Origin of the sequence: Vibrio sp. 10N.247.310.17, assembly GCF_041466605.1 — a bacterium.
Taxonomy (GTDB): Bacteria; Pseudomonadota; Gammaproteobacteria; order Enterobacterales; family Vibrionaceae; genus Vibrio; species Vibrio tasmaniensis_A.
In genome coordinates this window covers 34,030-54,527 of the sequence record NZ_JBFSTC010000006.1, presented here as the reverse complement: position 1 = coordinate 54,527, position 20,498 = coordinate 34,030, and the positions used below count along the sequence as shown (strand labels likewise).

The window sequence follows — 20,498 nt, the reverse complement described above, 5'->3', positions numbered from 1 at the left end:
TGCTGATGTAGCCCCTAAAAAGTAGACACAGTGGTTGTCCCGTATTTATTCAACACGGGACTGATAAAGCAGGGAGAGACTAACGCTTTAAGTCTATGTAAATCTGCTCTACCTTGGTGCGTGCCCAATCTGTTTTACGCAAAAATTTTAAGCTTGATTTAATGCTCGGGTCTTTTTTAAAGCAGTTGATGTTCACCATGTAACTCAACTCTTCCCAACCGTAATGTTCAACCAATTCAGTCAGTAGCTTCTGTAGAGTGATACCGTGCAGTGGATTATTGTCTTGTGTCATGAGATGTTCTCGGCATTTATTTGAGCTCAGTATATCAGTTTCGCTTTATGAATTATCAGACCATTTAAGCTGGTAGTTTGTGTTTAGTTATTGAAGAACTGCCTATTTCAGGAGTTGAAAGACAAGAGCTAGTTCTCCAATATCTCATTTACTTCTTCATGTAACCAATTGGTAAATGCCGTTATACGCACTTCTCTAGGCGAGTTAGGGTCAAAACATAGATTTACTTGAACGCCAGGCGTCATGCCTATATCAAATGGCTTTACTAACAAGCCGCGTTCAATGAAGTCACCAGCTAAACTGTCTGTTGCAAGGCAAACTCCATGACCAGCCATAACTGTCGTTAATCCCATATCAAAAGTACCTACTTCCATCCATTGAATAGAACTGTCTTGCATCGGAACATTAGCTTGTTTAAACCAACTTTCCCAAGGGAAGCAACCACCCTCGAATTGAACTAACCAACATTTAAGTAGCTGTTCTGGTGAGGTGAATTTAAGAGAGTTTGCTAATTCTGGTGAGCAAAAAGGATAGATAGGTTCGTTGATTAGTACCTCAAGAGTTAAACCATCTTCCACACATAGGTCTTCACCTTGTCGAATAGCCACATCAACCTCACCGTGTTTTAAATTTGGGGTATCGCAGCCTGTTAGCACTTTGATCGGGATCTCTGGGTGCTTTACCGAGAACTTCCAAAGCCGTGGTAGTAACCAACGTGAAGCAAATGAAGGAGGGCTTCTAACAACAAGCAGACCTTGAATGGGTTCAGACTGGATCTTGTTTAAACCTAGCAATACCTCTTGAAACCCATCAGAAACATGTTTGAAAAGTGTGCGCCCTTCATGTGTTAAGGCCATAACACGCCCCTTACGAATGAAAAGCTTACATCCAACCTGTTCTTCTAGTTGGCGAATCTTTTGGCTGACGGCTGCTTGGCTAACAAACAGTTCCTCAGCTGCCTTACTGTAGCTATGCAAGCGTGCCGCAACTTCAAAGTAACGGAGGCCTGAAAGGTGACGCAGTCTATTATCCATAACCTCAGCTTATAGTCCTTGTTAATAATGGTTGTTCGCTTATCGAGCTGCTTATTTCCATAATAACGACAAATTAATAGGAAAAACAAGAGAGATAAAATGAAAGCAATGACCTGTTGGATTGGCAGATTAGTTACTTATATTTTTCAAGTTAATGATAAAAAAAAGAATAGTAAGGCGGCTAAATCAAGACAAGTTATTAGCTCGGAATCTTTGAGCGATCGGATGAGAAAGGATATCGGTTTGGACTATGAACGTAATGATGCGGCTGATTACACTAAATACTTGTAACTTGAGCTTATGAAAAAGGAGCCGTAATGGCTCCCTCTCGGTTTTGACTACTCTTCCCAAACCACCAATTTATCTTTCGGCCAGTTATGACCGGTTTCATGGTATTTCTGCTCAAGGATATGTCGCTTTATCTTGAGAGTAGGGGTAAGTACACCGTTGTCGATGCTCCACGGTTCCTTAATCATCAGTACCCCTTTGATCTTCTCATGCGAGGCTAACTGTTCGTTCATTTTTTCAATGACACGTTTACTTGTTCTTTCATAACGAGCCCGATCAAAATTAGGGAAGTCATGCGGTACCACGAGTAGGATAGGACCAGGTAAGCCTAAGCCGATCAAACACATCATTTCTACGCGGCTGTATTCAAACAGTTTGTTTTCGATTGGCACTGGAGCCACAAACTTACCTTTCGCAGTTTTAAAGGTGTCTTTTTTACGCCCCCGGATCGTTAGGTAGCCCTCGCTGTCGATATCACCAATATCGCCAGTATGAAGCCATCCCTCAGAGTTAAAAGACTCTTGGGTGGCTATGTCATTTTTGTAATAACCAGAGAACATACCTTTGCTTCGAACCAAAATTTCTTCATCTTCTGCAATTTTGAGTTCGATGCCCGGACCAGCATTACCCACAGTACCAATTTTGTCGGCTCTAAACGGGTGATTAATCGTGCTGTAGGCGAAAGACTCAGTCATTCCCCAAGCCTCGGTAATGTGTAGGCCAACACTCTCATACCATGCGAGTAGAGCCGGTGATACCGGAGCTGAACCACATCCCAAAACGCGGGCTTGATCTAACCCTAGGCCATCAGCCAGTTTCTTCTTAATGATGTTGTTGATAAACGGAATCTTAAGTAAGAAATTCAGTTTCTTCTGCGGAAGCTTATCTTGGATTCGTTGCTGGAACAGAGTCCATAAGCGAGGAACTGAAATAAATAGAGTAGGGCGATGCATTTTCACATCATTAATAAAGGTATCTAAAGACTCCGGGAAAGCAGTGACTATACCGCCCATCACCGATGAGCCAAAGATGTAAACGCGTTCTGTAATATGGGCAAGCGGTAGATAAGAGAACAAGCGATCGCCGGGTTGGATACCAATATGATCGATCAACCGTTGAACTGACCACGTAAAGGCGCCGTATGTGAGCATCGCGCCTTTTGGTAGCCCTGATGTACCCGAAGTATAAACAAGCGACATTACTTTATCATCGTGATGCTGAGGACGCTTGGTTGAGGGTTCATGGGTATCGATGAGTTGTTCGAAAGTATGTTGGCACTTCGCTGCGCTATCGTAGGGAAGTGAGATACTCACCAAGTTTGGATTATCATCCAGTACTATTTGAGTGGCCTTAGGATCGTCGAGTTTACCCGCAATCACAATTTTACTTTCACTGTGTTCAATACAGTACTGTATGGTATCGGCACCCGCTGTTGGAAAGATTGGGACGCTGACAAAATCTCCTAACATCATGGCAAGATCGCAGATAAACCATTCTGCACAGTTTTTCGATACGAGAGCGACTCGATCACCGGGTTGGGCTCCGAGTCCTTCTAATGCTGACGCCAGTTTCAGTGCTTTGTCGGCCACTTCTTTATAAGTAAACTCAACAAATTGGCGGTTAATAATTTGCTTTAAGTAGACTTCATCTGGGCGTTCTTCTGCCCATTTTAAAATCATGTCATTGGGTGTAGGGAGAGCTGTTGCTTGTTCTTGGCTAAACTCGTTAGGCTGAATCATTGTCTAACTCCATGTTTTTCGCTAAGTTATTTTTGTTAAAATCATGTTAAATGTACCATGATTTTTTCTTTTAGGGAGTAAAATTAGCGTTTATGTTCTTTGTTTTCCGTTATCTGTGCAGGCTCGCCTGTAACTTGCAGGCGTTACTCCAGTCCGTTTCTTAAAAATTCTCGAGAAATATGACACATCCTTGTATCCACATTGATAGGCAATGACAGCAATTTTTGATTCGGTATCTGCTTCGATTAACTTTTTGGCAAGTAGAATGCGTTTATCGCACACGAAGTCTCTAAAGCTTACTCCAAAGTGTAGATGAAACTTCTTAGAAAAATAGGTGGTTGAACAGTGACATTTCTCGGCGATCTCTATTTCTCTGATTTCTTTGTTGATGTTGTCCATCACAAAGTTAACGACTTCGGATGTGAAGGCTTTTACAGGAAGCTGGTTGTTATTGTTTGTGTCTCTGTCGATATCGAAATGGGACTCGAACATATGCTGTGTCTTAGCCTTAAGCTCTTCGAATTGACTGGTCAGATGATTACTGTTTGTTTCTATGATGAAAAATATATTCTTATGATTTCGAACGATATTAGGTAACGGGTCAGAGCAAATAATAACAATTCTTTTGTTCAAATTTTCGCAAATAGATAAAGCCATGGTAAGTAGTTGGATTTTATCAGGGGTATTCAAAATGAAAAATACCAGTCTGACGTCTAAGTTACTGATTATAGATATGTCTTGTTTGAAGTTGGCAATAGAGAAATAGTGACTTATTTTATTGATAATAACGGAGTTGAAATCACTCTCTTTATCCGATAATAACGGGGTTACTATTTTCATACAGATACCCAATGCATTTCATATTCTCTTTTAGTCTAAAAGTGGCTAATTAATGAAGCTTTATATTTAGATTAGAAGTACCACAAAAAAGTGCAAGTAAATGGCAAAAAAATCCTAACCAAATATATCTCTCACCTCTAGATTTACTTTACAGGCAAACAAAGCCTGATACGTAAATCAAGGAGAGGTTCTCATGGATAAGTTTTTGAATAATTGTAAAGAATTCATGAAAGATGAAGAAGGGTTGACTGTTATCGAGTATGTAATTGGTGCAGCGTTACTGGTATTAGGCTTGACCACTATATTTACTGGTTTTGGGGCCGCCCTATCCGCTAAGCTTAATAACATCATTAACAGTATTTAATGATTACTGCCATGGTTGCTCGGAGAGTGAGACAGCAAAAGGGGTTAACGACTATTGAGTATGTCATTGGTGCTGCCTCGCTCATAATTTTTGTCGGGCTAATTTTCTCTGGAATGGCTACGACATTAGTGAGTAAATTTCAAAGTATTATATCGAGCGTATGAATTGAAATTATGATTAATGAGCCTTCTGTTTTTTGGGCATTGCTAATTGCTGTATCGGTATACGATGTTGAGAAACATCGTATACCAAACAAAATATTGATTCTTTTTTTGTTTTTCTATTTTTTATCAATGTTCAACAGCAATTACACCTTTGATAGTTTCTTAATGTCTTTATTTGGGTCGGTCGTATTCTTTTGTTTTGGATTGCTATTCTATTTTTTAAGAGCAATGTCTGCAGGGGATGTGAAGTTATTAGGTGTTGTAGGAATGTATTTGGGGTGGGGACAATTACTCGATGCATCGTACTTTATCTTGGTTTCTTCTGGAGTTGTTGGGGTTTTCTACCTGCTATACAACCTGTCCAACTCGAGCTGTTTTAGTATTAAAAGCTATTTTGAAAATAAGATAATTGTGCTTGGTGGAGCTGCACCAGTCATTGATAAAACAGCTAATTTACATACTCGGTATTCAAATAAAGTAACGATGCCTTTTGCTCCTTCTGTTGTTATAGGGTTAGCGATGTATAGCTACTTTACTTAAATCTGTTGTTGGTTAGCTTTGTGGGGAGACATAATATATGGATATTATAGGGCGTACTGCTCCAACAACCTTGAAGCCACAAATTTCAGCCCCAATCGTCCCTACATCTCTTGATATGTTGGGTGTTCCTGAAGTCGTTATTGAAAATCTCGTACTTAAGCATTTGTCAGCTTACCCAAAATCGGATGTTTTAGAGCTTTCTAATTATTTATGTGTTGTGACTCATATCGTGGAAAGTGCTTTAGCCGTTTTAAGAAAGAAGTCATTAATCGAGGTATTTCAGCCTACTTCAGATATTTCCCTCTCATCTGTGTCACATAGTCATGTTCGTTATTCACTATCAGAAAAAGGGCTTGAAGAAGCGGATCTTGCTTTCAAGCGTGATGCCTATTTAGGCCCCGCACCGGTTTCGCTTACCCAATATAGTGAGGTGGTAAAACAACAAGACTTGAGAGCTGAGTTAGTAACTCGGCCACATGTCGAGGCGGCACTGAATGATGTATATGGTGTCGACAAAATGATTTCAGTACTTGGGCCTGCAATCAATTCGGGACGTGCTTTGTTGCTGTATGGACATGCAGGAACGGGTAAAACATTTGTTGCGAGCCGTATTGTGAATGCTTTACATACCTCTGTATTTATCCCTTATGCCGTCTATGCTCTGGGTAACATTATCAAGGTGTTCTCGGCGCAACATCATAAGCCGTTGGATAGTAACGGCAGCGATCAAAGTATTTCCCTCAAAGATCAGTACGACAAGCGTTGGCTTAATTGTGAAAGACCCAATATCCAGGTTGGGGGAGAACTGACGATGGATATGCTTGAAGTCAATCACTCAGAAAATAGTCGAGTCTGGTTAGCTCCAGTTCAAATGATGGCAAACAATGGGATTTTTATCATTGATGACCTTGGTCGTCAGCCCATGCCTGTGGATGCGCTTCTTAATCGTTGGATAGTACCGATGGAGTACTCATTCGATTATTTGTCGCTGCCTAATGGTCAGCAGATAACGATGCCATTTGTATTAACGCTGGCCTTCTCTACCAATCTAAATCCCAAGAAAATAAGCGACCCTGCCTTTTTGCGTCGTTTAGGTTACAAGATTGAATTCAAGCCACTTAACCAACGAGACTATGAAGCTTTATGGATGAGCGTCGTTGCTGATAAAGAAGTAGAGCTTCAAGATGGATTCTTTGAGCGTTTGTCTCAAATGCACACGCTTCTTAAGGTGCCACTTTTCCCATGTTTACCGAAAGATCTCGTTGGTATAAGCAAAGATATTCTTTCGTTTGAACAACTCCCGCCTGTTATTACCTTCGATATTCTTTCCATGGCATGGGAAGTCTATTTTACCTCTGATGGACACGAGGAAGAAAATAATGAATAAGAGTCAAGTTTTCCTACTGTTTTTACTGTCCGTAGTATTTGGCTTAGCGGCTGTATTTTTTGCTAAGCAGTGGATGGAAGATCAAGTTCAACCAACCGTTGAAGTTGAAACTGTGGAGCGTCATCCAGTCGTGGTGGCATCACAAGAAATTGAAGCTGGAACCATTATTGAGGAGCAGTTCTTAGCGACAAAGTTGATGGAAGTTGATTGGATTAATGAAAATAATTTTTCCGATGCTTCTGAATTGGTTGGCAAAGTGGTGGCCAATACTATTTATGCTGGAGAAGTGCTTCATAAAATGCGTTTTACTATTCCAGGAGAAGGCTCAACGCTTGCTGCATTAATACCTGAGAATAAACGTGCGGTAACAATACGAGTGGATGATGTTATTGGTGTGGCTGGTTTTCTATTACCAGGTAATAAAGTTGACATACTTAGCACCGTTTCTTACAGCAAAAACTCAGCAGCAACTCGTACCGTGTTGAAAGATATCAAGGTATTGGCAGTAGACCAAACGGCAAAAACGAATGAAAACAGTCCTATTATCGTACGAGCTGTGACATTAGAGGTTTCACCTAAAGATGCTGAAAAACTTTTAACAGCGAAGAGTAAAGGCAGTATTCAACTGACACTGAGAAAACCTCATGAAGTTGAGAAAAAGGTTGTTCGTCGATACGTACCTAAGCCGAGTGTGACGATCATTAAAGGTACTCAAGCATCTAGTGTTCGCGTCAAGGATTGAGGTGAGTTATGAAAATAATAATAACGTGTATTTTGAGCTTTGTTTGTTTCTCTACACTGAGCTTTGCTGCTCTACAAACGGGTAAAACGGTAACGGTTCCTCATCACAAATCAACACATGTGGTGTTGTCAGGGAAAGCGAGCAAAGTGTCGCTTGGTGATCCTGATGTACTTGATATTGTGATGTTGAAATCGAGCGAGCTGTTTTTAATCGGAAAAAAATTAGGTGCTACTAACCTAATGGCGTGGGACTCCCGTGGCCAGCTGATTGAATCGATCAACATCGAAGTCACTCATGATCTTAATAGCTTAAAAGCGAAGTTATATGAGTTTCTTCCTGATGAAACTATAGAGGTGCACAGTGCCCAGAATCGCTTGCTGCTGAGTGGGCAGGTGAGTAATCAGCAACAAATGAATGTAGCGATGCGAATAGCAGAAACCTACTCTTCGGGTGAAACGGCTGATGAATCGAAGGAAAGTGGTAGCGAGCAAGCTGCAGCGACAGGTGTTATCAACTTGATGTCTATTGGTGGTGCTCAACAAGTTATGTTGGAAGTGACGGTTGCCGAGGTTCAAAGAAGCTTGGTGAGAAAATTTGATGCAAACTTTCACTTCTTCCAAACGAGCGGATCGAATATTTCTTGGGGGGCGTCGTCAGTTCCTGCTGGTGTTCTAGGGGCTACGCCAATCTTTGATATTCCAACCTCTACTGATTACGGCATTTTAGGCTCGTTTATTGATAGTAATACCCTGTTTACATTCGCCCTGGATGTAGCCAAACAGAATGGTGTGGCGAAAGTATTAGCTGAGCCTAACTTAACGGCATTAAGTGGCTCCAAAGCTGAGTTTTTAGCGGGTGGTGAATTCCCTATCCCTGTGCCAGATGAAGATGGCATTACGATTGAATATAAAGAGTATGGAGTTGGATTGAAATTTATCCCAACGGTTCTGAGTGATAAAAAGATCAATCTAAACTTGGCTGTTGATGTGAGTGAAATTGCCAATAGCAGCTCGTTAACGATTGACCCAGGAACAACCAATGCGACCTACTTTATCCCACCAATTACTCGTCGAAGCGCGTCATCGACGCTTGAGCTAGCCGACGGACAAACTATTGGTATTGCTGGGTTGCTCAGCGAGAATGTTAGGGATGTGAGTAACAAAATGCCGGGTATTGGTGATGTCCCTATCTTAGGGCAACTCTTTAATAGTCAAGAGTATGTATCTGGTGAAACAGAACTTGTCATTCTTGTCACCCCTCGACTTGCGAGTCCTATTGACCGAAGTAAAGTAACGTTACCAACAGACGCCTTTGTTGATCCGAATGATCTGGAATATTACTTATTAGGTCGAAGCGCTTATATCGCTGAACCGTCTGAATCGGATTCAGAGCAATCTCAAGCTTCACAGGGAATATCACCAACAGATGGTGGTAGCGAAGGCTCATTTGGACATGATTTATAAGGAGATAGATATGATTAGAATAATGATGGTCTTTCTCGTAATGGTGTTAGTTGGCTGTGCTAATGATGCTCGTTTAGGGCATTCGGTAGCACTCGTAAAAACAGAACAAACGTATAACCCTAATGCGACCCAAGAGAATTTACTCGTGGTACCGGATGGTACAGGGGAGCGGATGCAGACTGGTTACGATAGATATGTAGGCAGAGGTGAAAACGAACTGTCTGGAAGTAGTAGCCAGATCTTAGAAGAATTTAACTAAATCTGGAGGTACTCATATGTTGTATCGAGTATCAAAAAGTCCCAGAAAACAGCAAGGCTTAGTTGTCGTATTAGTTACCGCTGCTCTGCTTGTTTTCTTAGCTGTGTCAGCGTTGGCTGTAGATGTTAACCATATGCTGGTTAATAAAACACGCTTACAAAATGCCGTAGATTCAGCGGCGTTAGCTGCAGCAACCATACTGGACAATAGTAAAGACAAAGATGCGGTGGATGCTGAAATAGGCACTGCGTTAAATGCAATGGCAGCGTCAACAGGGAATCATGAGATTGATTTTACCACCGCTTCCATAAACATTGATTACTCTAACGATCCTCAGGATTTTACTGGAACAGCCACCTTCGGTGATGACGATGATGTATATGTACGCGTTCGAGTAGATTCGTTGGATATGGATGAGTTCTTTATTCAAATGTTTGGACTAGTAAAAGAGGTTTCAGCAAGTGCCGTCGCTGGGCCAAGCTCCGGGCAAGAGGTTGTCAATAACGTTGTGCCTATTGGGGTTTGCATTGGTGACGGAACTTCGGACAACGACGTCGATCCTGAAGATGGATATCATGACGTTACTGGCGATGCAATAACGAGCGTGTTTGGTTATGAAGTCGGGACTGTCCATGCATTGAAGGTGGGTGACAGTAGCTTATCTGAAATGGGTAACGGTAATTATCATTTATTAGACTTTGGGTCTGGTGGTAAGGCTATAAAAGAGGGGTTAGGTGGTAGTTATGACCAACCCGTTAAAATTGGTGAAGATATCACGACCAAACCTGGCGGCACGGTTGGCCCAACAGGCGATGGCTTGAATACTCGTTTTGGCGATTATGGTGGTGGCTTAACGGCATCAGATTACCCTTCTGACTACATAACTACAGAGCCTAGCGATGAGATTACGATTGATGCAAGTACAGGGGATATCGATTTTGATGGCACTTATACCTACGCGCAATATGAAGCTGATACCAACGCATGTATAGCAAGTAATGGTTCAGGGTGCGCAGCAAATGGTGTCGCTTGGCGTCGTATTTTACCGATACCTATGGTGGATTGCACAGGTAAAAGTGGTGGTGCCACTGACTTTACTGTGAATAAAATTGGTTGTTTTTTCTTGTTGCAAAAAGCACCAACTAATAACTCAGGTACACCAGCCGTCTTTGGTGAGTTCATTCACTCCTGTAGTGTGGTTGGTGGTTCAGGTAGTACAGAATCAACAACGGAAGGAACTTATAAGATTGTTTTGTATAAGGATCCTGATAGTGGGGAGTCTTGATTATGAAACCTTTAATTAAATCTAATCGTGGCTTTGCTGCTATCGAGATGGTAATCGCGACTCCTGTATTGCTGTTCTTCCTTATATTAGTGCTTGAACTGGGCAATATGATGATTCACTACAATGTGATATCTAAATCCGTTCAAAATGGCGCCCGCTATGCGGTTAGTGAAGTCTATGGAACCAAAGGTGGAACGCTGGCTCCGTCGTCAGAAATACAGAATGTGGTGGTTTATGGTCAAAACACAGCTGGAACGGCGATATTGTCGAATTTAGTTGTTTCTGACGTGACAATTAGCCCACCGAATACAGATAGCTATGTACGTGTGAGTGTGACCTACAATTATATTCCTCACTTTGTGTCGATCCCGTTTTCTTCGGCGAGCTTTTCTATTCCGATTAGTGTCTCTTCGATAATGAGGGTGTTGTGATGAAACGGTACAAAGGGCGTATTAAAGGCATCGCTATTATCGAATTTACCATAGTGTCTTGGCTAGTCTTTCTCTTGGTCTTCCTTATTTTAGCGCTGGGTGCTTACATATTTTCGCTTCAAATGGTCAGTGAAGCGACCAGAAAGGCAGCAAGGTTAGCCACGGTTTGCTACGTTGCTGATAGGGACAATATCGCGGGAATGGTTGTTGCTGATCTCCCTCTTGTTGGTTTTACCGCGGCGAATTTGGAAGTTGCATATTTAGATGTGAGTGGGAATGAAATTACATCTGGTTATGATACGGATCCTGTCTTTAGTAGCATTAAATTTGTAAGGGCACGAGCGACAGGGTACGGAATTCAATTAATTGATAATTTGAGTTTTTTAGGTACGAGTGGTTACTTGGCTGCTCCCTCATTTGAAACCATCTTACCTGCAGAAAGTTTAGGTGTGGTAAGGGCGGACTCCGAAACTCGGAATCGGTGTCCATAAGTTATTTTATACAGGAGTAGCGGTATGGGGGAAGCGATCAAAATCACGCCTAATGAGAACGATATTACGCGTTTGAGAACAAACCTAAAAGTCTGGTTGATCTACAGTACTGAGGGTTTTCTCTCACACATGAGCCAAGAGCTGAAGAAATGTCGAAATGTGCATGTGACATCATTTTCTCTCGGAGCAATGAGTGAGGAGTACTTAAAAAGTGCCGATGTTCCAGAACTTATTTTTGTTGAAGCACATGGCAACTGGGCTCAAAAAATGGTTGAGCTACAGGGTTATGATCTATCGCTAGAAGAACAAGATTTATCTTTAGTTGTACTCGGTGATGAAAGTGACAATGGCTCATTAAAAATCGCGCTGCGTCTAGGGGCTTCTGATTTCTTATCTCACAACGTGACGCTTTCTGATTTGCTCCCACTGCTCAAGAAAACGGCGGCCGAAAAGCTTGAGAACTCAAGCTACGGTGAGTTTATTCTGTTTTTAAACACCAAGGGGGGAATGGGGGCGACCACCTTGGCGTTGAATACCGCTATTGAGATGGCCAGTCAGCACCCCGGTGAGGTTTTGTTACTTGATATCGACCTTCAATTTGGTGTGATTCCTGATTATTTAAATATTGTTCCTACTTATAGTGTTTCGGATGCGATCAATAGTTCGAATGACCTAGATGAAATATCGTTGGGAACTTTGGTAAATAAGCACGAATCTGGCTTACATGTTCTAAGCTTTAAGCATGAGAACAATGCTGATGACTTTGAACAGGCACAGAAAATAGGCCGATTGCTTCCTATATTACGCCGTTTTTACCCATATGTGATCATTGACCTCTCTAGAGGATTAGACCATGTGTTTGCATCCGCAATATCACCAGCAACAAAGGTGCTTCTTGTTTTGCAACAGAGCCTAGTGTCAGTCAAAAACACAAGTCGACTCATTAAGTCTCTGAAATTTGAGTATGGCTTACAAAGTGATTCTATTGAGGTCATTCTGAACCGTTATGAAAAGCGACACTCAATTAAATTAAAAGATATTGAACAGGCGGTAGGTAAGCATGACATACACCTTATGCCTAATGATTTCAAAGTTGCATTAGAGAGTGCCAACTTGGGGCAACCGCTAGTTCAGTCGAGAAAGAAAAGTTCTATTACTCGCTCTATTATCGATTTGTCACACATTCTTTCACCACCAGAGCAGGAAGAGAAAGGGTGGCTGAAAAAGCTGTTTTCATAATGGGTTGATAAAAAGTAAACGCGAGGGATTGTGATGTTCTTTAAACGAAAAAATGTAAATCCAGAGTTTGAAAAAAGAGTAGAACAGATTTCGCATGATTCAGAAGATGCCAATCCTGTTGAACGTTTATCAAGCGTTGAGGTGTCTAGCCACTCTCGCAGTGCAGAAGCTCATGTAGAAAAAGAAAAGGCGATTGATGAGGCTCGGAAAGTTCTCGAGCAAGAGCTATCAATTAAACACTTTTTCCATAAGCAGCTCCTTGAAACGTTAGACTTAGGGTTGCTTTCAAGCTTGGAAAAAGAGCGAGCTAAGCTAGACCTACATGAAGCCATCGTACAATTGATGGCTGACGATGGGAGCCATGCACTCAGTGCCGAAGGGCGTAAGCGGGTTATCAAGCAGATAGAAGATGAGGTTTTTGGCCTTGGGCCGCTTGAGCCTCTATTAGCCGATCAAACGGTCTCCGATATATTAGTCAACGGCCCTAAAAGTGTTTACGTTGAGCGAAGGGGTAAACTCGAAAAAACGCCATACACTTTTCTGGATGACCGTCACCTGAGAAACATTATTGATCGCATAGTAAGTCAGGTAGGGCGTCGGATAGATGAAGCATCACCTATGGTAGATGCGCGCTTAGTTGATGGGTCACGTGTTAACGCCATTATCCCTCCTTTGGCTCTTGATGGTCCTTCCGTTTCAATCCGTCGTTTTGCCGTTGATCGTTTGACGATGGATAACTTGATTAGCTACGACTCCGTCTCGCCTCAAATGGCTAAGTTTGTCGAAGCTGCCGTGAAAGGAGAACTTAATATCTTGATTTCAGGAGGGACGGGGTCAGGGAAAACAACCACACTGAATATCTTTTCTGGTTTCATCCCTCGAGACCAACGAATCATTACTATAGAAGACTCTGCAGAGTTACAACTTCAACAGCCCCATGTTATTCGCCTAGAAACCCGCCCTGCTAACTTAGAAGGGAAAGGGGAGATTAGTCAGAGAGAGTTGGTCAAAAACACCTTACGTATGCGACCAGACCGAATTGTGGTTGGTGAGGTGCGTGGTAGCGAAGCCGTTGATATGTTGGCGGCAATGAATACTGGTCACGATGGGTCTCTTGCAACTATTCACGCCAATACCCCCCGAGATGCCTTAAGCCGTGTTGAAAACATGTTCTCTATGGCTGGTTGGAACATTTCAACCAAAAACTTAAGAGCCCAAATTGCTTCGGCTATCCACCTTGTTGTTCAAATGGAGCGACAAGAAGATGGTAAGCGCCGTATGGTGAGCATTCAAGAGATCAACGGCATGGAGGGGGAGGTGATTACCATGTCGGAAATTTTCCGTTTTCAACGTAAAGGTATTGATGAAGATGGCAATATTATCGGCTATTTCACTGCGACGGGGGTCGTACCTCAATATCATGACCAGTTAGTTAAACGTGGACTCGATCTGCCTTTCGAGCTCTTCACTGAGACTCATGGTTAAGGAGATATTATGGATAATGTAAGTGTTTCACTCGGCCTATTATTCATCGCGGTGCTTTTTATCTCCCAAGCTTTGTTATTGCCTGCTGCGGGGAAAAAAGCTAAGCATAAAGAGCTTTCTCGACGTTTGAAAGAGACCCAACGTAATATCGATGAAGAGAGCTTATCGCTACTCAAAGAGCATTATAATAAAGACTTATCCCCATTAGATCGCAAGCTCATCGTTATCCCTTATTTTGCTGGCTTAAAACGGATGTTGGAGTTAGCCGGTATTAGAGTTTCGCTAAGTCGCTTTTTACTCATTGTTGCTCTATGCGGTGTGTCGCTCACTCTGATATCAATAATGACTCAACAAGAGTGGTTCATTAGCCTAACTGCATTCATTGCTGTCTGGGTTGTTGCTTACCTGTATGTGCAAAATCGAGTGAGTTATCGAATGGCTCGATTTGAAGAGCAGCTCCCTGAAGCGTTGGATATTATTCGACGAGCATTACAAGCTGGGCAGCCGCTAATTCAATCATTCAATGAGGTTGGTGAAGAACTCCCTGACCCTATCGGTGCCGAGTTTAAAAATACCTATAACCTACTTAACTATGGTTACGATTTACGTTTGGCTATCTTACAAATGGCAGAGCGTGTCCCCACCGTATCAATGTTAGCTTTTTCTAGTGCCGTAATGTTGCAGAAAGAAACGGGGGGTAACCTCTCCGAAAATCTTCAAAAAGTATCCGAAGTTCTAAGATCTCGCTTTAAGCTAGAAAGGAAAATAAAAACGCTTTCTGCTGAAAGTCGGCTATCAGCATGGATATTAACCTTATCCCCATTTGGTTTGTTTTTTGCTTTAAAAGTGGCGAATCCAGATTATATTGAGCCGCTTTATAATGACCCTCGCGGCGTTTCAATGGTCAGTGTTGGTATCGTACTTTTAGCGATTGGAGCCCTATGGATTAAGCGAATCATCAGCATAGAGATTTAACCTATGGAATTATTAAACATTGAAGTTTGGAAGCAAATGTTAGCGGACTTTGGAGTCAGCTCTCAGATGGTTATCTACGTAATGATTTTGCTTACCACCATTTTGTTAACATTGACTCTAGGGTTGTTTATTTTGGGAACCCGATCCCCTTTAGATAAAAAGCTCAAACAGATATCAGAAACGGGTTCACCCAATAATAGAAAGCCTTATGACTTCTCTAATACGTTGGAGTCGCTGAGTCCTTTTATTAGTAAAGGTAATAAAAAGGATAATGAAACCTACTCACAAAAGTTGATGCATGCAGGCTTTCATGAAAAAAATGCGTTATCGGTTTTTTATGCATTGAAAGTGTTATCGAGTTTGGTCGGTATCATCGCGGGCTTTATGGTTTATTACATCTCATTCGGTGGTAGCTACAATAATTTATTGATCATGACCTGCGTCTTTCTTGGGACTTTCACTCCCAATATTATCTTGAGCAAGTTGCAAAAAGAGCGACAGAAGAAAATTAGAAATGGTGTACCAGATGCTCTTGATCTTCTTGTAGTTTGTACGGAATCTGGTCTAGGCTTTAATGCAGCACTTGGACGAGTTGCTTCTGAGCTTTATGTTTCTCAGCCAGAGTTAGCCGATGAATTGGAGACTGTTTTTGCCAAGATACAAGCAGGTGTCACCATGCCAGATGCGCTAAGGCAGTTCATTGACCGGACGGGGCTAGTCGAATTAGAGGGGTTGGTTTCTTTGCTTTCTCATGCGTCTAGAATGGGGGGAAGCTTAGCGCAGACTCTTCGTGATTATACGGTAGATTTTCGAGATAAGCGTCAGCAAGCTGCTGAAGAAATCGCGGCCAAGATACCGACTAAAATGTTGTTCCCTATGTTGTTGTTTATTTGGCCTTGCTTTTTTATTGTCGCGTTAGGGCCTGGGATCATTATTGTTATTGATGCACTTGGTGCACCAGGAGTAAGTTTATGATACGAGTGAGTAGATATTTTCTAGCTTTATTAGTGTTCGTTATTCTTGGTTGTGCATCCTCGGATGAGCCGACAAACCAATTTGATGCAGAGTTGTATTCAGGTAAACCAATCGATACCTTAAGCAGTGATGACCCTCCACTGAGTGAGAAAGAAGCCATTATGCGTGGTGATGTAGCATTGAGGGATAACAATATCGATTTGGCCCTTTATGAATATATTCGCTCTCTATCCTTTCCTGAGAAAGAGTTTCACGATAAAACGCTTTTTACGATAGGCCAAATTCATTCATCTCGTGGTAACTATGCACTATCCGAGAAAGCTTATTTAGCAGCATTAGATTTTAACCCTGCACATACCGAAGTCCTAGAGCAATTAGGTGTTTTGTATACAAAGCAGCGTCGCAAAGAGGAAGGGCGGAGTTATTTCTTTAAAGCGATTAATGCAGATCAAGTTCGTTTAAAAAGTAGTGAAACAATTAAAAATTACCAAGCCTTAAGTCAAAGTGAAGTGGCTGGTTTGAAGGTTGATAGCATGTCTCCCGAATTAGCTTTCATGGGGATAGGTGTGCTGGAAGATGTCGATGGAAAACACCAGATAGCGCAAGAGTACTTTAAAAAATCACTGACAATAGACAAAAGTTCAGTTAAAGCTTTGTTGAATATGGGGTACTCCCACTACATGTATGGCAATTACAAGGAAGCGTATCAATACACTCGTTCGGCTTTAGAGATAGAACCTAATAATGAAAAGGCTCAAAACAACCTTGCGCTTATTTACTTGGCTGCCGGGGATATCAAAAAGGCAACCAACGTTTTTATGAGACACATGGAAGCTCCTGAAGCTTTGAATAATGTCGGTTATTTTTTAATTTTGCAGGGTAAGCCTGACGAAGCCATTCCCTATCTACAACAAGCTATCGATAAAAAAGCATCTTATTATAAAGTGGCGAATGACAACTTAAATAGAGCGTTATCTGAGGTAAGAGAGATGGAGCAGTAACGACTTAAATTATTATCTTTGGGTTAATGAAAAGGATATTCATCTTGCCTAAGAGTGAAAGTTTTAATAAAGATATCATCATTATTTCTGTTGTTTGGCTGCTGTGTGCGACTGCGATATTTTTCTATAAATGGGAGAGTATCTCAACACTGGTTTTAAATGATAATGACGATTACATGCGCTTTGTTCAATTTCAAGATTGGATGAATAGTGGGCGTTGGTATCTAAAACCAATGGATAATTTCAATGCCGCTGATGGTATTGTTATCCATTGGTCCCGATTCCCCGATCTGATACTTTCTGTTATTGCGTATCCTTTATTGTTTGTTGTGGATGAAAGTACCGCTTATTCACTGTCTATTTCTATTGTACCTTTGCTTTATCTACTCCTCTATTCACTGTCATGCTTCTATTTATGTAACCACTACTTCGGAGAGCGCTATCGGTTTTTGAGCATGATGTTTGCTCTGTTTTCCCCATCGGTTATGCATTTTATTCCTGGCTCCATAGATCACCATAATATTCAGCTTATTTTGGCTATCTTGTTCCTATCTCTAACACCTATAACTGTAAGTCAAATTAATCAATTATGGCGAGTGTATGCTCAATCTATTCTATTGGCATTGTCGTTATGGACTGGGTTAGACAATATCCTTTTGTTTGCGAGTTTTTTTATCGTCTACACTGTGTATTGTTTTTTTGTTAGCAAGAGTTGGTTTGTTTATGTATCAAGGCTATATCTGTTCTGCTGTGTTTCAGTTGTTATCTCCGTTTTATTAAACAGACCTTATAATGAGTTCTTTTATTTTAAGTACGATGAAGTGTCATTTGTTATTGTGGTTTTGTTTTTTGTCGGTTGGGCTTTTATTAATAATTACAATTGGTTTAAATTTGATAGTTGGCCTTTTGGGTTGCGTTCGTTTGTGTTTGTTATATTGGGTGTTGGATATGTGACTCCAGTAGCTTTGTTATATCCAAATATTACCAGTGCTTTGTTTGTCGATTATCCACCTATACTTCAGACTTATTGGCTTGACCATGTTTCTGAAGCTAAATCAATTTTTCAGTATATAAGTGAGAATGGATTATTATCTATTGATAATTATGTGTTACTGGTCATCCCTGCTTTATTGTATCCTTTTTTTAGAGTTAATAATCATCATTGTACAATCTTGTATATTATTTTCGTATTGAATTTATTCCTTGCCATATTCTGGCAGGTTAGGGTGATAAGATTATGTTTTATTTTATCAAGCCCTTTTCAGGCTTATGTAGTTATAAGGTTGTCTGAGTTTGTAAAATATTCAATATTTAAAGTGTTGATTATATTATTAGGAGCTCCATTAGTAATGGCATTTCTAGTGATAGCGGTTGGTAATGATGACTTCGAAAGAAATGCGGTTGAAAATGACAAGAAAACTCTATTTAGAGTATTGGAAGAAAAGGGCATCGAATCAAAGGTTATTCTTACTGGGATTGAGACGGGAGCACCTGTGTTGGCACACACTAATAACCGCATAATTGCAGCCCCTTATCATAGAAATATTGTTGGTAATCAATTTCTTATAGAGGTTATGTTAGAGGGGGATATGAGTTTAGCCAAGGACGAAATCCAAGCTAAGAACATTGATTATATTGTTATAGGAAATGACGCCCACTTAATGGTTTTGAAAAAATCAGCAAGTGAAGAGGCTCTTATAAACAAATTATACAGCTCAAATGTTCCCAGCTGGTTGGAGACCATATATGACGATGTTCCTGATGGCTACCGAATCTTTAGGGTTAGGGAGAGTTTATGAATAGTATAAAAGTTGCAGTATTACTCCCATGTTTCAATGAAGCGGGTGCTATCGGAAAGACAGTTATGTCTTTTAAGCAGGCTTTACCTGATGCGTCTATTTATGTGTATGACAACAACTCAACCGACAACACGGTAAACGAGGCCTTGCAAGCTGGGGCTATTGTTCGACATGAGCCTCGCCAAGGTAAAGGGGAGGTTGTCAGGAGAATGTTCTCTGATATTGATGCTGATATCTATGTGATGGCTGATGGTGATGACACTTACGATGCGTCAATATGTCCTGCGCTGATCGAACAATTGGATAATGAAAAACTCGATATGATTATTGGAAGTCGAGAGCGAGCTTCAATGGCTTATCCCAAAGGGCATATCCTAGGAAATAAGCTGTTTTCATCGCTGATTAATTTAGCATTCAATGCTCAATTGAGTGATGTGTTTTCTGGTTATCGAATTATGAGCCATCGATTTGTCAAAACCGTACCCATTTTCAGTGATGGCTTCCAAATAGAAACAGAGCTTACCGTTCATGCGCTACATCATAATATGCCAATCAAAGAAGTTTCGACGCAATATCAATCAAGGCCTGAAGGCACAGCCAGCAAATTGAATACCTTTAGTGATGGGCTCAAAATTCTCAATTTCATTTTGTTCTTATTGAGAGATGTAAAGCCAATGTTTTTCTTTGGCGTGTTGTCTATGTTGCTTTGCTTCATTTCATTGGTTTTAGGAATCCCCGTTATCATCGACTTCATCGATACTGGGCTTGTCGAAAGGGTGCCTACTGCGATTTTGTCTAGCTCAATTGCGTTGATAGCGGTGATGTCTTTTTTCTGTGGGTTGATACTCGACAACGTATCACGAGGTAGGCGAGAGATGAGGATTCTTTCTATATTAAGAACGAGTGATAAAACGCTATCTGAATAGGAATCAATCATGAGAACAAGCAAGGATGAAGACAAAGAGTGGATCGATTATTTGTCCCGTTTCAGTGACGAATATGATGAGCGAGTTTATAACGGCAATACAACGGGTTATGTGATGAGAGCTGGCCACATAGCATGTGAAAAGCCATTTGGTGAAAGTGAACACTTTTCGAGAGTGTTAGAAGTGGGCTCAGGAACGGGCGAACACTTATTGCATGTTAAGCACACCTTCGACGAATACATTGTTAGTGATGGCGATGCATCAGCACTCGAAGTAGCAGATAAGCAACTCAGTCGTATCAATTCTTATGACAAACTCACTTTTAACGTAACTAATGCTTGTGAGTTAGATTTTGAAAGCAATAGTTTTGATCGCGTGATCGCAACTCATATATTGGAGCACTTATACGAGCCTCACTTGGTGATCAAAGAGTGGTTGCGAGTGTTAAAACCTGGAGGCACTCTGTCTATTTTGATTCCTACCGATCCTGGGGTCGCTTGGAAAATAGGCCGTTATATGACGACAAGAAAACACGCCTTACAGAAGGGGTGGCATTACGATTACATTATGGCGAGAGAGCATGTCAATCCATGTAATAACTTAATCGCTTTCTTAAGGTATTACCTTCCTGAACACCAAAAATCATTTTGGCCGCTGAGCTTTGTACCGCTTATTGATTGCAATTTGTTCTTTAACTTCCACGGGGTTAAACCACTATAGGAAGTAAAAGGTGCTTTTAGTTTTTGAAAGAAGAGCGGGAAAACAAGAAGTAAGCGATC

General features: G+C 41.1%; 22 protein-coding genes. 18 read left to right on the top strand and 4 right to left on the bottom strand.

Annotated elements, in window-relative coordinates; all coding sequences use genetic code 11:
- Nucleotides 1-79: 79 nt before the first annotated feature.
- Both AB6D80_RS03545 and AB6D80_RS03540 read right to left on the bottom strand, forming a co-directional pair.
- Nucleotides 80-292 (bottom strand): VF530 family DNA-binding protein, encoded by a 213-nt coding sequence (locus AB6D80_RS03545; protein WP_012604684.1) that lies wholly within the window; start codon nucleotides 290-292, stop codon nucleotides 80-82.
- 128 nt (nucleotides 293-420) lie between these two features.
- Nucleotides 421-1,326 carry a LysR substrate-binding domain-containing protein gene (locus tag AB6D80_RS03540; RefSeq protein ID WP_017099536.1) on the bottom strand — a complete coding sequence of 302 codons (906 nt, stop codon included), beginning with the start codon at nucleotides 1,324-1,326 and terminating at the stop codon, nucleotides 421-423.
- 99 nt (nucleotides 1,327-1,425) lie between these two features.
- On the opposite strand from AB6D80_RS03540, the gene AB6D80_RS03535 reads away from it, so the two are divergent.
- Nucleotides 1,426-1,617 (top strand): hypothetical protein, encoded by a 192-nt coding sequence (locus AB6D80_RS03535; RefSeq protein ID WP_017096672.1) that lies wholly within the window; start codon nucleotides 1,426-1,428, stop codon nucleotides 1,615-1,617.
- 47 nt (nucleotides 1,618-1,664) lie between these two features.
- On the opposite strand, the gene AB6D80_RS03530 is transcribed toward AB6D80_RS03535, so the two are convergent.
- Both AB6D80_RS03530 and AB6D80_RS03525 read right to left on the bottom strand, forming a co-directional pair.
- Nucleotides 1,665-3,353, bottom strand: a complete 1,689-nt coding sequence (locus tag AB6D80_RS03530; RefSeq protein ID WP_372187774.1) for an AMP-binding protein — start codon at nucleotides 3,351-3,353, stop codon at nucleotides 1,665-1,667.
- Nucleotides 3,354-3,443: 90 nt separating this feature from the next.
- Complete coding sequence (locus tag AB6D80_RS03525; RefSeq protein ID WP_017099534.1) at nucleotides 3,444-4,193, bottom strand: AraC family transcriptional regulator; 750 nt, start codon at nucleotides 4,191-4,193, stop codon at nucleotides 3,444-3,446.
- Between the two features lie 193 nt (nucleotides 4,194-4,386).
- On the opposite strand from AB6D80_RS03525, the gene AB6D80_RS03520 reads away from it, so the two are divergent.
- The 17 genes from AB6D80_RS03520 (at nucleotide 4,387) to AB6D80_RS03440 (ending at nucleotide 20,439) form a co-directional block, all read left to right on the top strand.
- Complete coding sequence (locus AB6D80_RS03520; protein WP_012604678.1) at nucleotides 4,387-4,557, top strand: Flp family type IVb pilin; 171 nt, start codon at nucleotides 4,387-4,389, stop codon at nucleotides 4,555-4,557.
- A gap of 173 nt (nucleotides 4,558-4,730) precedes the next feature.
- Entirely contained in the window at nucleotides 4,731-5,261 is a 531-nt protein-coding gene (locus AB6D80_RS03515) for a prepilin peptidase (RefSeq protein WP_017096676.1), read from the top strand.
- Nucleotides 5,262-5,298: 37 nt separating this feature from the next.
- The gene (locus AB6D80_RS03510; protein ID WP_012604676.1) at nucleotides 5,299-6,648 is read left to right on the top strand and encodes an ATPase AAA; all 1,350 of its coding nucleotides are present in this window, start codon (nucleotides 5,299-5,301) and stop codon (nucleotides 6,646-6,648) included.
- Entirely contained in the window at nucleotides 6,641-7,390 is a 750-nt protein-coding gene (cpaB, locus tag AB6D80_RS03505; RefSeq protein ID WP_372187772.1) for a Flp pilus assembly protein CpaB, read from the top strand. Before AB6D80_RS03510 ends, cpaB begins: the two co-directional genes overlap by 8 nt.
- 8 nt (nucleotides 7,391-7,398) lie before the next feature.
- Nucleotides 7,399-8,853, top strand: a complete 1,455-nt coding sequence (locus AB6D80_RS03500; protein ID WP_012604674.1) for a type II and III secretion system protein family protein — start codon at nucleotides 7,399-7,401, stop codon at nucleotides 8,851-8,853.
- A complete protein-coding gene (locus AB6D80_RS03495; RefSeq protein ID WP_029223092.1) occupies nucleotides 8,843-9,112 on the top strand; it encodes a hypothetical protein in 270 nt (89 codons plus the stop codon). Before AB6D80_RS03500 ends, AB6D80_RS03495 begins: the two co-directional genes overlap by 11 nt.
- Nucleotides 9,113-9,128: 16 nt before the next feature.
- Nucleotides 9,129-10,397, top strand: coding sequence for a TadE/TadG family type IV pilus assembly protein (locus AB6D80_RS03490; protein WP_102579748.1), 1,269 nt, complete (start codon nucleotides 9,129-9,131; stop codon nucleotides 10,395-10,397).
- Between the two features lie 2 nt (nucleotides 10,398-10,399).
- On the top strand, nucleotides 10,400-10,828 hold the full coding sequence (locus AB6D80_RS03485; protein WP_029223093.1) for a TadE/TadG family type IV pilus assembly protein: 429 nt from the start codon (nucleotides 10,400-10,402) through the stop codon (nucleotides 10,826-10,828).
- Nucleotides 10,828-11,319, top strand: coding sequence for a TadE/TadG family type IV pilus assembly protein (locus AB6D80_RS03480; protein ID WP_029223094.1), 492 nt, complete (start codon nucleotides 10,828-10,830; stop codon nucleotides 11,317-11,319). The genes AB6D80_RS03485 and AB6D80_RS03480 overlap by 1 nt, the downstream gene beginning before the upstream one ends.
- Nucleotides 11,320-11,343: 24 nt before the next feature.
- Nucleotides 11,344-12,558 (top strand): AAA family ATPase, encoded by a 1,215-nt coding sequence (locus tag AB6D80_RS03475; RefSeq protein WP_012604669.1) that lies wholly within the window; start codon nucleotides 11,344-11,346, stop codon nucleotides 12,556-12,558.
- 33 nt (nucleotides 12,559-12,591) lie between these two features.
- A complete protein-coding gene (locus AB6D80_RS03470; protein ID WP_029223095.1) occupies nucleotides 12,592-14,043 on the top strand; it encodes a CpaF family protein in 1,452 nt (483 codons plus the stop codon).
- 9 nt (nucleotides 14,044-14,052) lie between these two features.
- Nucleotides 14,053-15,018 (top strand): type II secretion system F family protein, encoded by a 966-nt coding sequence (locus AB6D80_RS03465; RefSeq protein ID WP_012604667.1) that lies wholly within the window; start codon nucleotides 14,053-14,055, stop codon nucleotides 15,016-15,018.
- A gap of 3 nt (nucleotides 15,019-15,021) precedes the next feature.
- A complete protein-coding gene (locus tag AB6D80_RS03460; protein ID WP_012604666.1) occupies nucleotides 15,022-15,993 on the top strand; it encodes a type II secretion system F family protein in 972 nt (323 codons plus the stop codon).
- Nucleotides 15,990-16,994: a lipopolysaccharide assembly protein LapB gene (locus AB6D80_RS03455; RefSeq protein WP_102249115.1), complete on the top strand. Its 1,005-nt coding sequence runs from the start codon at nucleotides 15,990-15,992 to the stop codon at nucleotides 16,992-16,994. Before AB6D80_RS03460 ends, AB6D80_RS03455 begins: the two co-directional genes overlap by 4 nt.
- Before the next feature lie 26 nt (nucleotides 16,995-17,020).
- Nucleotides 17,021-18,793 carry a hypothetical protein gene (locus AB6D80_RS03450; RefSeq protein ID WP_371707090.1) on the top strand — a complete coding sequence of 591 codons (1,773 nt, stop codon included), beginning with the start codon at nucleotides 17,021-17,023 and terminating at the stop codon, nucleotides 18,791-18,793.
- Nucleotides 18,790-19,719, top strand: a complete 930-nt coding sequence (locus AB6D80_RS03445) for a glycosyltransferase family 2 protein (RefSeq protein ID WP_017096776.1) — start codon at nucleotides 18,790-18,792, stop codon at nucleotides 19,717-19,719. Before AB6D80_RS03450 ends, AB6D80_RS03445 begins: the two co-directional genes overlap by 4 nt.
- A gap of 9 nt (nucleotides 19,720-19,728) precedes the next feature.
- Nucleotides 19,729-20,439 (top strand): class I SAM-dependent methyltransferase, encoded by a 711-nt coding sequence (locus tag AB6D80_RS03440; RefSeq protein ID WP_371707089.1) that lies wholly within the window; start codon nucleotides 19,729-19,731, stop codon nucleotides 20,437-20,439.
- Nucleotides 20,440-20,498 lie beyond the last annotated feature (59 nt).